Origin of the sequence: Paenalicyclobacillus ferrooxydans (assembly GCF_001399675.1) — a bacterium.
Lineage (GTDB): Bacteria > Bacillota > Bacilli > Alicyclobacillales > Alicyclobacillaceae > Alicyclobacillus_B > Alicyclobacillus_B ferrooxydans.
Genome location: NZ_LJCO01000108.1, coordinates 31,108 through 44,333, shown reverse-complemented (window position 1 = coordinate 44,333; position 13,226 = coordinate 31,108). Strand labels below are relative to the sequence as shown.

At 52.8% G+C, this 13,226-nt stretch carries 12 protein-coding genes; all 12 read left to right on the top strand.

All coding sequences use genetic code 11. The annotated features are described in order from the left end of the window. Positions 1-445 precede the first annotated feature (445 nt). The 12 genes from AN477_RS23335 to ppdK all read left to right on the top strand — a co-directional run bounded on the left by AN477_RS23335 (position 446) and on the right by ppdK (position 12,785). Positions 446-742 (top strand): YabP/YqfC family sporulation protein, encoded by a 297-nt coding sequence (locus tag AN477_RS23335; protein ID WP_054971574.1) that lies wholly within the window; start codon positions 446-448, stop codon positions 740-742. Then, positions 739-1,950, top strand: coding sequence for a sporulation protein YqfD (locus AN477_RS23330; protein WP_054971573.1), 1,212 nt, complete (start codon positions 739-741; stop codon positions 1,948-1,950). The genes AN477_RS23335 and AN477_RS23330 overlap by 4 nt, the downstream gene beginning before the upstream one ends. A gap of 231 nt (positions 1,951-2,181) precedes the next feature. Continuing rightward, positions 2,182-3,165 (top strand): PhoH family protein, encoded by a 984-nt coding sequence (locus tag AN477_RS23325; RefSeq protein ID WP_054971572.1) that lies wholly within the window; start codon positions 2,182-2,184, stop codon positions 3,163-3,165. A gap of 21 nt (positions 3,166-3,186) precedes the next feature. Then, positions 3,187-5,301 (top strand): HD family phosphohydrolase, encoded by a 2,115-nt coding sequence (locus AN477_RS23320; RefSeq protein WP_054971571.1) that lies wholly within the window; start codon positions 3,187-3,189, stop codon positions 5,299-5,301. Continuing rightward, positions 5,298-5,807 carry an rRNA maturation RNase YbeY gene (ybeY, locus tag AN477_RS23315; protein ID WP_083486613.1) on the top strand — a complete coding sequence of 170 codons (510 nt, stop codon included), beginning with the start codon at positions 5,298-5,300 and terminating at the stop codon, positions 5,805-5,807. The genes AN477_RS23320 and ybeY overlap by 4 nt, the downstream gene beginning before the upstream one ends. A gap of 7 nt (positions 5,808-5,814) precedes the next feature. Continuing rightward, complete coding sequence (locus AN477_RS23310) at positions 5,815-6,342, top strand: diacylglycerol kinase family protein (RefSeq protein WP_054971570.1); 528 nt, start codon at positions 5,815-5,817, stop codon at positions 6,340-6,342. Continuing rightward, positions 6,339-7,256 carry a GTPase Era gene (gene era, locus AN477_RS23305; protein ID WP_054971569.1) on the top strand — a complete coding sequence of 306 codons (918 nt, stop codon included), beginning with the start codon at positions 6,339-6,341 and terminating at the stop codon, positions 7,254-7,256. Before AN477_RS23310 ends, era begins: the two co-directional genes overlap by 4 nt. Positions 7,257-7,386: 130 nt before the next feature. Beyond that, positions 7,387-7,527 (top strand): YqzL family protein, encoded by a 141-nt coding sequence (locus tag AN477_RS24075; protein WP_157062145.1) that lies wholly within the window; start codon positions 7,387-7,389, stop codon positions 7,525-7,527. 36 nt (positions 7,528-7,563) lie between these two features. Continuing rightward, entirely contained in the window at positions 7,564-8,361 is a 798-nt protein-coding gene (gene recO, locus AN477_RS23300) for a DNA repair protein RecO (RefSeq protein WP_054971568.1), read from the top strand. Positions 8,362-8,545: 184 nt separating this feature from the next. After that, positions 8,546-9,229: a transcriptional regulator CcpN gene (ccpN, locus tag AN477_RS23295; protein ID WP_245631946.1), complete on the top strand. Its 684-nt coding sequence runs from the start codon at positions 8,546-8,548 to the stop codon at positions 9,227-9,229. Between the two features lie 44 nt (positions 9,230-9,273). Further along, positions 9,274-10,095, top strand: coding sequence for a pyruvate, water dikinase regulatory protein (locus AN477_RS23290; protein WP_083486610.1), 822 nt, complete (start codon positions 9,274-9,276; stop codon positions 10,093-10,095). Beyond that, a complete protein-coding gene (gene ppdK, locus AN477_RS23285; protein WP_054971566.1) occupies positions 10,092-12,785 on the top strand; it encodes a pyruvate, phosphate dikinase in 2,694 nt (897 codons plus the stop codon). Before AN477_RS23290 ends, ppdK begins: the two co-directional genes overlap by 4 nt. The last annotated feature ends 441 nt before the right edge of the window (positions 12,786-13,226 follow it).

Below are 13,226 nucleotides of genomic sequence, written 5' to 3'. Positions count from 1 at the left end.
TGGGCCCAGCTTTAGTCGGTCTGGGCGACTTAACCGGCTCCCGGAGGCGACCAGGGCTCGGCCTTAGTCGGTCACAGCGACTAAGCAAGCCTGTCGGACCCGATTAAGAGGCTGGAACCGACTAAGCTTAGTCGGTCAGCCCCACATAAGTCGCTATTGGCTTCTTCGGTAGGCTGCCGGGGCGGTCAAGACACCCCGATCACTCCTTCCTTCCGGCCTCTCGACACTCTCCACGGTACTAGTTGCCCGTCCAGCATCATATGAATGGACTGAATGTCTCTATCGGACAGGTCCGTCAGCATCCACCCAGTTGGGCACCCCAGTTGGGCACCCCAGTTGGGCACCCCAGTTGGGCACCCCAGTTGCGGCAGGCCTGGCCTTTGAGACGAGATGAGACGGTCGACACTGGGCAGCCCGCCCGCCGGAAGGGTAAGGAGGGACGGTCATGAGTTCGTGGAAACAACGTCTGTCACAAGCAACGACAGACTGGCTGGGGTTACCGCCAGATGCCCTGTTAAACGTAGCCAGGGTGACTTGCCTGGATGGACGCAAAGTGATTGTCGAGAACGCAACAGAGCTCGTGCGCGTTGCGGAAAACTTGATTGAGATTGAACTTCCTTCACAACGATTGATGATAGAGGGTCGGGACTTTGTTGTAACGATGGTGATGAGGCGCGAGATCCACGTTGAGGGAGAAGTGCACAAATTAACGTATCAACCGGTTGGGGGGCAGGCCAAATGAAGTTTGTCCCGAGGGTCGAGCATGTGTTTTTGGGGTATCTGTACACTGAATTTCGTGGCGTTAGGGTGAGTGATGTCGTGCGCACCCTGACTCAGTCCGGTGTCCCACTTTACGAACTGAGAGTCCATGGTGACGTATGCAGAGCGGGCTTTTCCCGATCCGATTGGGATGCAGTACGTCGCGTCTGCGACGAGTATGGGGTCGAGATCGAGTACATTCGGAAGGCTGGGCTCCCCTTTTTTCTCTGGAGCTTGCGGCACAGAAAGAGTATGGCCGTGGGCGTCGCACTCTTCTTTGTCATTCTCTTTGCTTGCCAGTCTGTGGTTTGGCGCGTTCAAGTGACAGGTGTCGATCCCGAAGACGCCGCTGCCATAGCACATGCCGCGCGCCAGATCGGCGTGTATCAAGGTGCCTTGAAACAGACACTGCCTGATGTTAATCAAATGCAAGCCATACTGCTCGATCACTTGCCAAACATGATGTGGATTGGCGTCAACGTCGTTGGCACCGAAGTTCGAATTCAGGCACTTAAGAAGATATCGGGCGTGGCTGCTTCACAGGACAACCCGCATAATATTGTGGCGGCTCGACCTGCTGTCATTCGAAGAGTCCTCGCCACACGAGGCGTCGTCAAGGTTGTTCCGGGGCAAACAGTTCAACCGGGGACACTTCTGATTTCAGGGGCGCTTGGGGAGGGCTCAAAAGAAGTTCCTGCGTCAGGCGTTGTTCTGGCAGAGGTGTGGTACCGGTCGGAGGTGGAAGTACCCCTTCATGTCAATCAAAACGAGTTGACGGGTCAGGCTGTAAAGTTTGATACACTGCAAATTGGATCGTGGAACCTTCGCGTTTGGGGTTGGCGCAATCCGAATTATCCAGCGTATTATGACGAAGAGGTTGATACGAGATGGAAGCTGTGGAACCATGAGCTCCCTGTTGTGTGGCGACAAGTGACCCGCTATGAATCAACTCGAGCTGATGTGACAAAATCAACAGATGCTGCCACTGCGACCGCGCTGGCGCTGGCGCGGCAGGACGTGCTTACCAAACCTGGGCAAGACCGAACGATTCTGGGGCAAACTGTTTTACATACAGAAGTTGCCCATGGTAAGCTATATGCAACCATCTTGACGCGGACCGAAGAGGATATTGGTACCGCTGCCCCGATTCCGGCGCCGCAAACGACCGAACCGGGCAAGACGCAATCCTGACGAAGCAATGATGACATGAACTGAGCAATCCTGACGAAGCATTGAAGCGGTGAATTACGCAATCCTGACGAAGCGACGTAGCATTGATGCCATCAATTGTGCGATCCTGACGCACTAGAATGACGCAGTGATGACGCACGAGAATGAATTATTGAAGCGCTGAATTACGCAATCTTGACGAGGTAATAAAGCATAAAATGCATGCAATCCAACTAAGGAGTGGGTGCCCTTTTGGCGCAAGACATCATCGTTCGAAAATGGTCATTTGCAAACAATGATGAGGCTGTAGCAGTGCTTGGGCCGAACGATGCGCTGTTGTGTTTGTTAGATGACGCGTTCGCGTCAAAGGTCACCACGCGCGGAACCGAAGTGAGCCTCACCGGAACAGAAGAGGCGGTCAACGAAATGTACGCCGTTTTGCGCGCTGTTACACAGTTGGCGCAGCTTGGCGTACATTTGTCTGAAGGCGACTATCGATATGCCATTGAAATGGCGAAACAAGGTGAGATTGACGAACTTGTTCCTTTGTACACGGAAGAGATCGCTGTCACCATGCGCGGTAAGCCGATTCGGGTAAAAACCCTCGGGCAGCGGCGCTATATTGATGCCATCAGAAAGCATGACGTTGTATTCGGGATTGGCCCTGCTGGAACCGGTAAGACATATCTCGCTGTAGCCATGGCCGTCATGGCGTTGAAACGCGGCGATGTGAAACGGATTGTACTGACTCGACCAGCCGTTGAGGCGGGGGAGAATCTTGGCTTTTTACCAGGAGACTTGCAGGAGAAGGTTGATCCGTATCTGCGTCCCATCTACGACGCCCTGTACGACATGTACGGTGCTGAACAGGTTGCGAGAGCATTGGAACGCGGCAACATTGAGATCGCCCCGCTCGCTTACATGCGTGGGCGTACGCTCGACGACTCATTTGTGATTCTTGATGAAGCGCAAAATACAACGGCTGAACAGATGAAAATGTTTCTGACGCGACTTGGATTCGGCTCCAAAATGGTGATTACAGGTGATGTCACACAGATTGACTTACCACGAGGCCGTCCATCTGGCCTTATCCAAGCTGCACAAATTCTTACCGCGATTCCCGGAATCAAGTTTCACTATTTCACAGGGGCTGACGTGGTTCGTCATCACCTCGTACAGAAGATCATCGAAGCGTACGACAAACAGAATGCGAGCTCGAACCCTCTGCAATCCTGATAGACGAAGGGATCTTTACCTATGTGGTCAAAGTGGATGCTCGCCATTCGACAGTTTTTGGATGACGAGAAGTTTCGAGAGAATAAGCGGATACGTCACGGACTGTATGTGGCACTTGGTGTCGTATTATATATCGTGTTGATTGGGACCGTCTTGCCGCCAACCTACGACTTTCGAGTCAATGAGACAAGCCCTCTCACGATTCGGGCACCTATTACAGCTGTGAACACATTTGCGACAAACAAGGCGAAACAGGCCGCCATGGCGGCGGTACAGCCTATCTTCACGTTAGATCCAACCAAGGAAATTAATGCAAAGGCAGAGGCGGATACCTTGTACGATAAGGCTATCCAACTTGTCGGCAATCCGTCTTTGTCTTCGACATCAACCTTTAATCAACTGAAGCTTTATGCGCCGCCAAAGGTATCTGCTTCAACCTTGCAAGTTTTGCTTACCATGGACCCGCAGCAAATTCTGAACGTTAAGCAGGTGTCTGACAGCATTATTTCAAACCTGCTCAGCACCGAATTTACGTCAGAGTCGATGAGCCAAGCGTCGTTGCTTGTGGATCAGGCAATGCTCGGTGACAACTTGGACAACGTTTCACGCCTTGTCGTTCAGGATGTCGTTACGCATGTACTGCAACCGAACCTGAAGGAACAGACGCAAGAGACGACGCAGAAGCGGCAGCAAGCGGCCAATGAAACGCCAGACGTGTACATCCATCAGGGTGATGTTATCGTTTCGAAGAGCGGTGTCATTACTTCCACGGTGCTTTCGGAATTGAAGGATGTCGGGTTGTACGGAACGCATCCCGATTACAGCATCTTGATTGGGTTTGCTCTGTTCATGTTGATTGCCGTCGGCTTGCTTCGAGTCTATATTGAACACCGGCCATCCCGGCGTCGCATCGACAATCTGCTTTTATTAATCTTGATCTTGATTCTCGCTCTAATGTCCATTTTGATTTTAGTGACGAAGGACATTATTAACGGTGGGGGACCGTCGTCGGCAGCGTACTTGATGCCCATCTCAATGGGGGCCATGTTGATTACAGTCCTCGTCGATGCGTCACTTGCCGTCGTGACAAGTTTTTTCCTGTCTTTGTTGTTTGGGGCTGCGATGGGGTACGATTTCTGGTTCACATTCATCGGGGTTGTCGCATCGCTCGTCGGCGGATACAGTGTGGAACGAGTCACACACCGCGGGACATTCATGCGCGCAGGCTTTCTTGTGTCGATGATGAACATCGTGGCCATTCTCGCCATGCAGTTGCTCCTGCCTGCAAGGACAACAAATCTGCACTCATTGTGGGTGCACCTCGGTATCGGGGGACTCAATGGTTTGGTGAGCGCTATTTTAACTATGGGCATTCTACCGTTTTTCGAAAACTCATTCGGACTGCTCACACCGATCCGTTTGCTTGAGCTCTCGAATCCAGGGAATCCTTTGCTGAAAAAGTTGTTGATGGAGGCGCCAGGCACCTATCATCACAGCCTGATCGTCGGCAATTTGGCCGAAGCTGCAGCGGAAATTGTGGGGGCCGATCCGCTCATCTGCCGCGTCGGCGCTTATTACCACGACGTTGGTAAGATGCGCCGCCCTGCCTTTTTCGTGGAGAATCAGATGACGAAGGAAAATCCGCATGACAAGATTGCGCCAAGCCTCAGTCACCTGATTATTACGTCACATGTGACGGACGGTCTCGAGATGCTCGAAAAGGCCGGGCTGCCAAAGCCGATTCGGGACATTTGTGCGACACATCATGGCACCACCATTCTGTGGTACTTTTACAACAAGGCGAGGGAGCAGGATAAAAACGGATCGGTTCACGTCGACGATTACCGCTATCCTGGACCGAAACCGAAGACGCGCGAGAACGCCATTTTAATGATCTGCGATGCGGTCGAAGCCGCCGTCCGCAGCATGTCGAAACCGACCCCAGGGCGGATTGAAGGCGTAATTCGGAAGATCATTCGTGACCGTTTGCAAGACGGCCAATTGGACGAATGCGACCTGACCTTGCAGGACTTGGATGCAATGGTTGGTGCCTTTATGAAAACCTTAAAGGGGATCTATCATTCCCGGATTGAATATCCGGATCCGGACAAAATTCGAAAGGAAGTCGCTAAATGACTGAACGCGTAGAGGTCGATCTCGATATTCGCTGCGAACTTCCCGAACATCTCCGTGTCGATGAGGCGTTCGTGGAAAAGGTTCTGCAGGCAGCGGCTCGTGCGCTCGAGGTGTCTGGAGAAGTGTCTGTTTCTCTCGTGACGGACGAAGAGATCCATGAACTGAACAAGGCGTATCGGGATGTCGACAGACCTACCGACGTTTTATCCTTCGCTTTGCGCGAGGGTGAGGATGAAGACGATTTGATGGAACTGGACGAGCTTGAGTTCGAGCCGCTCGGTGACATCGTGATCAGTGTACCGACAGCGTTGCGGCAGGCAGAAGAATACGGCCACTCCGCAGAACGTGAGATTGGGTTTTTGATGGTTCACGGATTTTTGCACCTGCTCGGTTACGACCATCAAGATGAAGCGTCAGAAGCTGAGATGACCCGGCTGCAGGAACTTGTGTTAGCGGACGTCGGCCTCCGCCGAGACGCCCATTTCAGCGTCCCAAACGAGGAGTGATTCGCAGGTGCGGCGGTCTGGCATCGAGACGGATGAGAATCTCGAGCGAGAAGCTGTAAAATGGCGTAAAAGCTTGTTCTCAGCGTTCGTCTTCGCGAAGCAGGGCGCCGTTCGCAGTCTCCGACTTCAGCGCAATCTCCGGATACATTGGACAGCCGGTATGGCTGTCCTTGTTTGGAATCTCTGCGTGCGACCCGCTCTTTGGCTCGTGACGCTGTCCATCGTCACCATTGCCGTTGTGATGTCAATTGAGCTTATCAATACAGCAATTGAACATCTCACAGACCTGGTGACGGAAGGCGGATATCACGAATTTGCCAAATGGGCCAAAGATGCGGCAGCCGGTGCTGTTCTCGTTTCGAGCACTGGGGCCCTAGCAGTGGCAGTGTTGCTCGGCGCGGCCACTTGGAAATGGCACTTTTATCTGTTCTCAATGCACAACATTCTTGGTGCGATAGAAAGTTTGATCACGCTTGTTACTCTCGTCCTGTGGGGCGGGATAAGTCTTGGCTTGGAAAGGAGGAATCGCACATGACGAAAACAGAAAATGAAACCACCTTTCGATCCGGTTTCGTGGCCCTGGTTGGCCGCCCAAATGTGGGAAAGTCCACGCTCATGAATGCGTTGGTTGGGCAAAAAATCGCGATCATGTCCCATCGTCCCCAGACGACCAGAAACCAGATCAGAGGGGTGCTCACGACTGACGATGCGCAGGTTGTATTCATCGATACACCTGGCATACACAAACCCAAACATCGACTCGGAGAATTTATGGTCGAAACTGCGGAAAGTACACTCAAAGAAGTAGATGTCGTATGCTGGGTCTGCGATGTGACTGAGCCCAACCACTCTGGCGATGCATATATCATTGAGCGTCTGAAGGCTGTGGAAACTCCCGTTGTATGCATTCTGAATAAAGTTGACGCCGTGGAAAAACCCGGCGTCCTTGTCATGATGGATGCGTTGCTTAAACAATACCCTTTCGCGGAAATGATTCCTGTTTCGGCTAAGGATGGGACTCAACTGGATGTTCTAAAAAAAGCGCTCGTGAAATACTTGCCCGAGGGACCCCAGTATTACCCGAGGGATATGGTGACCGATCATCCCGAACAGTTCATCATCTCCGAAGTCATCCGCGAAAAGGTGCTTCGTCTGACACAGGAGGAAGTTCCACACTCCGTCATGGTGGACATCGAGCAACTGGAACGGCGTGATACGTCTGGAGTTGTTTATGCACACGCCATCATTTACACCGAACGCGACAGCCAGAAAGGAATACTGATTGGCAAGCGGGGCGCAATGCTGAAAAAGGTCGGGCAGATGGCTCGGCAGGAGCTAGAAGCATTGCTTGGCAACAAGGTTTACCTGGAACTATGGGTCAAGGTGAAGAAGGACTGGCGCAACGACCCCAGTTTACTGCATCGTTTTGGCTTTCACGAGGAACGCTGAGGCGATCCTCCAGACGTAAATACCACTTGATTCATAGTATATCGATACTGGGCAGCGGGACTCTATATGGTGAGGCACCCCTAGACACCACGCAGCTGAAAGTAAGTCTTCTTCAGAGGGGATGATTTCGGTGCGGGAGTTTTCATGGCGCTACTTCACCTTAACAGGTGACATCGACGCATATCTGCTGTACAAACGACACGAGAGTGTTGTGGATGGAACAGACCTGCAAGATGGACAATCAACGGATGTGGACGTAGACGAGACCTGAACGGGTGCCGCCGCCAATCTGGGAGTGGTCTAGGCATTGCTGTACAATACGGAAGGCATTGTAATCCGGGCCATCCCTTATGGCGAAACCAATGCAATTGTTACGCTGCTGACACCAAGCGGAACGATAGCCGCTATGGCGCGGGGTGCCAAAAAGCCGCAAAGTCGTCTAGCTGGTGGTGTTCAGCTTTGCGTAAAGGCTGTGTATACCTTGTATCAAGGCCGCGGCATGGGAAACATCCAACAACTCGAGGTTGTGGATGCGTATCGAAAACTTCGTGAGCAGCTCGATCTCGCTGCTTACGCGGCCTATTTCTCTGAGCTGGTGGCTGCTGTTGGGGAGGAACGCCCAAATGGGAGTGAAGCAGTCTATCGATGGTTTAGTGCTGCTCTCGACAGGCTGCGCGACGGCCGGGATAATCCACAGATTGTCGCACGCATTTGGGAAACAAAGGTGTTGCATCTTCTCGGTGCCAGCCCGATTTGGAACCAATGCGTACGGTGTCATACCGAATTGGCTCAGGAAACAGTCTTTTATGCTCCTGGGGAGGGCGGCTTCCTGTGCCCGAGTTGCCAAGTTGAGTTAGAACAACAATCCGTTCAAGGGTCGTTTCACGCTGGTCGACGGGGGGCATTTCCCGTCCCCTCCTCGGTGCCGAAGGTATTGGCACAGTTCCGCAACCTGCCTTGGGAACGGATCGGGCAAATTCGGCTGAGTCCGAACACAGCTGAGGTGATTCGAAATGTCCTCCGTTATCAACTCGCTGATTACGGGGGCCTCTCACTGAAGTCCAGAGAATTTGTCGACAGCATTGATGCACTTTGGACTGACTAGGCCGCTTGTGGGTGTAATGGCGAGGGTCGAACTGTCATGGCCGAACGCTGTCGATTACGAGACTTTAGGCGAGACAATCACAACAGAATAGAATACGAAGAAAGACGGAACTCGCAGCCGAGAGGCACGGGTTCCGCTTTTTTCATGCGCATATTCACAGTTCACGAAATATGATATATTGATTATGGCACAATACATCATTAGTATGTCACAATGGACGGGGGTGATTCCCATCGAACTCACAAAAAGGCAAGAAACCATCATCGACATTGTGAAGAGCCATGGGCCCATTACAGGAGAACGGATCGCAGAGATGTTGTCTCTCACAAGAGCTACACTTCGGCCGGATTTGTCCATCCTGACGATGGCCGGCTTTGTGGAAGCGCGGCCTCGTGTTGGATACTTCTACAGTGGGAAAAAGAATGCGGATTTATTTGGCGATGTGCTTTCGAGAATGCGGATTTCAGACTACCAGTCTGTCCCTATCGCGGTTCAAGAGACCATCTCTGTTTACGATGCGACTGTGACCATGTTCATGGAGGACGTAGGCAGTCTGATTGTCCTGAAGGAACGATATTTGCAGGGAGTCGTCTCCCGGAAAGACCTGTTGAAAGTGGCTATCGGCGGTGGAAACATTCACGAAATCCCTGTCAATCTGGCTATGACTCGCCTGCCCAACGTGGTAACGGTCAGCTCCGAGGCGTCCTTATACGATGCTGCGGTGCTGATGATGCGGCATCAGGTCGATTCGCTGCCTGTCATACCGACAAAGTCTGCTGCCGGGACGAATGTAGAAGTTGTCGGTCGCGTCAGCAAGACAACCATTACACGTGCGTTTGTCGAGCTTGGACAGTATCGCGAGGTCTGATACCGATGCCGCAGGCGGCATTACATAGAGGAGGGTTCAGCAGCATGTTGAGCACACCAATCGTCTACATCGTCTCAGACTCGGTCGGGGAAACCGCAGAGTTCGTAGTCCGAGCTGCAGCTAGCCAATTTGACGGTGGGCACGTCGAGCTTCGGCGCGTCTCATACGTTCATGAGAACACCGTTCTCGACGAAGTTGTGCAAAGTGCGAAAGAGGAAAATGCCATTATCGCCTTTACGGTTGTAATTCCCGAACTGCGGGAGTATCTCGTGCAAAAGTCTCGTCAGTTAGGGGTACAGGCTATCGATATCATGGGACCTGTCCTGGATGTGTTTGCACAGGTCCTCGGCAGGCCGCCAGCCCATAAGGCGGGGTTGGTGCACCAACTGGATGAGGATTATTTCAAGCGCGTTGAGGCGATTGAGTTTGCCGTTAAGTACGATGATGGCCGCGACGCCAGAGGGCTTGAACGCGCGGACATTGTGTTAATTGGAGTCTCTCGCACATCCAAAACCCCGCTCTCGATGTACCTCGCTCATCGGGGACTGAAGGTGGCAAACGTACCTCTTGTTCCAGAGGTGTCGCCACCAGAACAGCTTTTCCGACTGCGAGACAAACGCAAGGTCATCGGCCTGACGATTCGGCCGGACAAATTAAATATGATCCGCAAGGAACGCTTAAAATCACTCGGTCTGACCGGGGAGGCGACTTATGCAAGTCACGAACGCATCTTGCTTGAGCTGGAGCACGCGGAATCGGTGATGAAGCGTCTCGGCTGCCCTTGTATCGATGTCAGTGACAAGGCTGTCGAGGAGACCGCCGGTGTGGTCCTCGAGTTCGTAGCCAAAAGGGGGAACGCAAAATGACAACAGTATGGGTGTACGGTTTTGATCAAGCAGCAGAGCCAGACAAGTACGTACTTGGCGGAAAAGGCGCGAACCTTGCAGAGATGACCCGAGTGGGCCTTCCTGTGCCTCCTGGGTTTACCATACCGACATCAGCCTGTCATGCCTATCAAAAAGTAAACCAGCTGACAGAGGAAATGAAACAGCAGGTGATTGACGCCATCGCACGTGTTGAAGAGACTGTCGGCCGCAAGTTCGGCGGAAACCCACCGTTGCTGGTGTCGGTGCGTTCAGGTGCTCCCATCTCCATGCCTGGCATGATGGATACAGTGCTCAACCTCGGTTTGAATGACCACACTGTCGAGGCATTGGCAGAGGAAATGGGCAATCGCAGATTCGCGCTGGATTGCCATCGTCGGTTCATTCAGATGTTTGGTGACGTCGTGCTCGGAATTCACAGCATTCGGTTTGAGCAGATACTCGACGACGTGAAGTCGATTGCCGGTGTGAAGACTGATCAGGAACTCACTGCGGATGATTTGGCGCAAGTTATCAGTCGCTACAAGGTGCTTGTGGAACGAGAGACAGGTGAAGCATTTCCGGAAGACCCGTTCACTCAACTGTTTATGGCCATCGGTGCGGTGTTCTCGTCGTGGGACAATCCACGTGCAAAGGTGTATCGCAAAGTTCATGAGATTCCGGACAGCCTTGGAACCGCGGTCAATGTTCAAACCATGGTGTTTGGGAACCTCGGTGATGATTCCGGTACGGGCGTGGCGTTTACGCGAAATCCGTCCACCGGAGCGCGAGGCGTGTTTGGCGAATACCTCATCAATGCGCAAGGTGAAGATGTGGTGGCAGGGATTCGCACCCCGCAGCCGATTGCCCACTTACGTGATGAAATGCCCGAGGTATATCATCAATTTATTGAATTGTGCAACACTCTTGAGCAGCACTACAAAGACGTGCAGGATATTGAGTTTACCATTCAGCAGGGACACCTCTACTTGTTGCAGACGCGGACAGCTAAGCGCACCGCCGAGGCAGCGGTCAAAATCGCGGTGGCTCTCGTCGAAGAAGGCGTCATCGACAGGGCAACGGCAGTGTCGCGGGTCGATCCGGATCAACTCGATCAACTGCTTCACCCACGCCTCGATCCGAATGCCAAGGTGCAAGTCATCGCAACCGGACTTCCTGCGTCACCGGGCGCCGCATCAGGGGTTATCACCTTTACTGCGGACGATGCCGAGACGAGGGCGCAAAGCGGAGAACGTGTACTTTTGGTACGGGCGGAAACCACACCGGAAGATATCCATGGCATCCTCGCGGCAGAGGGCATTCTGACGAGCCGTGGCGGTATGACGAGTCACGCAGCGGTTGTTGCCCGCGGCATGGGCAAACCCTGTATCTGTGGCTGCGATTCGCTTCAAATTGACACCGTTTCGAAGATGCTTCGAGTTGGCGAGACTGTGCTTCGAGAGGGCGATCTGTTGTCGATTGACGGCGGCACCGGACGAGTGATTGTGGGCGACGTTCCATTGACGCAGCCAGAGTTGTCCGAGGAATTGAACCAATTGCTCGATTGGGCGGATGGGATTCGTCGACTCGGCGTACGTGCGAACGCAGATACGCCAGAGGATGCACTGAAGTCGCGGCAATTTGGCGCTGGCGGGGTCGGACTTTGTCGGACTGAGCACATGTTCATGGCGGCAGACCGAGTGCCTGTTGTGCAACAGATGATCCTCGCTGAGACCCCGATCGACAGACAGGATGCGCTCGACCAGTTGCTGCCGATGCAACAAGGGGATTTCTACGGTATCTTACAGGCGATGGATGGGCTTCCCGTCACCATCCGCCTGCTTGACCCACCGTTACATGAGTTTTTACCCAATCTCGAAAAACTCATCGCCAGAGAAGCGATGCTGCGGGAACGGTCAGCTTGGGATCTGGACAACGAAGAAACGCAGAGCGACCTCAGTGCTGCCACACAGATGTTGCGCCGGGTTCGCGAATTACACGAACAAAACCCAATGCTTGGCCATCGCGGTTGTAGACTCGGGCTGACCCATCCCGAGGTGTACGAAATGCAGGTTCGTGCCATATTCCAGGCGACAGCAGAGCTTCAGCAACACGGGTACACTCCGAAGCCGGAGATTATGATTCCGCTCGTTGGACACGTCGAAGAACTGCATCGAATGCGCAAGATGGTCGAGGAAGTCCGTCAAGCTGTTGAGGGAGAAACCGGATTCTCCATCAATTGCCCTGTAGGCACGATGATTGAAGTGCCAAGGGCAGCACTGACAGCCGCGGAAATTGCCAAGGAGGCGGAATTTTTCTCCTTCGGCACCAATGACTTGACACAGACCACATTTGGTTACAGCCGCGATGATGCGGAAGGAAAATTTCTCCATCAGTACGTGGACGGCGGCATCTTACCACAAAACCCATTCCAGGTTCTCGATGCAGACGGAGTTGGACAGCTCGTGGCGATGGGCACAGAAGGCGGACGGAGGACTCGTCCGAATTTGAAAGTGGGTATTTGCGGTGAGCATGGGGGCGAGAAGCGTTCCATTGCGTTCTGCGACGAGACGGGGCTGGATTACGTCAGCTGTTCTCCGTTCCGAGTTCCGCTCGCTCGGCTTGCGGCAGCGCAGGCTGCCCTAAAGCAAGCGCAGTCCCGCACTAACAGTGTCGCAAGCGTTACTCACTAAAGGTTCGTTTAGACCAGGTGTTATGCGGAGGCAATGTCGACATGACGTTAATATAATCAAGAAATGCGAAGGATGAACGGTTTATCAGTGAAATTCGGGAGACCACGCAAAAGGGTCTCCCGAATGTTTTCAGCCTAGAAAAATTTTCGTGATTTTCTTCATCATAAGGGTTGACAAAAACCCATACACTTGAATGCAAGGAAGATCGTGAGGATAAATTTGGCTGTCCGCGTCGATACTAGAGGTTGTTTCTAAAAAGCAGGAGCAAATCAGGTTAATCGAGCGTTTGTCGAACTATGGCGGCTGGTCTGCACGATTTTCGAAACGAAGGAGGAAAGTGAAGTTCTTTGTAGAATACTTTTCATTAGTAGCGGAACACTCGATTTGTTACCTCTACGCCATCCCATATCTGCAGTAAAAACGGAGCTATGCGCAAGAAGG

Excerpts from the sequence above, each read along its gene's own strand:
- AN477_RS23335 (WP_054971574.1), top strand. The coding sequence starts at position 446 with ATGAGTTCGTGGAAACAACGTCTGTCACAAGCAACGACAGACTGGCTG.
- AN477_RS23330 (WP_054971573.1), top strand. The coding sequence starts at position 739 with ATGAAGTTTGTCCCGAGGGTCGAGCATGTGTTTTTGGGGTATCTGTAC.
- AN477_RS23320 (WP_054971571.1), top strand. The coding sequence starts at position 3,187 with ATGTGGTCAAAGTGGATGCTCGCCATTCGACAGTTTTTGGATGACGAG.
- ybeY (WP_083486613.1), top strand. The coding sequence starts at position 5,298 with ATGACTGAACGCGTAGAGGTCGATCTCGATATTCGCTGCGAACTTCCC.
- era (WP_054971569.1), top strand. The coding sequence starts at position 6,339 with ATGACGAAAACAGAAAATGAAACCACCTTTCGATCCGGTTTCGTGGCC.
- ccpN (WP_245631946.1), top strand. The coding sequence starts at position 8,546 with ATGGCACAATACATCATTAGTATGTCACAATGGACGGGGGTGATTCCC.
- AN477_RS23290 (WP_083486610.1), top strand. The coding sequence starts at position 9,274 with ATGTTGAGCACACCAATCGTCTACATCGTCTCAGACTCGGTCGGGGAA.
- ppdK (WP_054971566.1), top strand. The coding sequence starts at position 10,092 with ATGACAACAGTATGGGTGTACGGTTTTGATCAAGCAGCAGAGCCAGAC.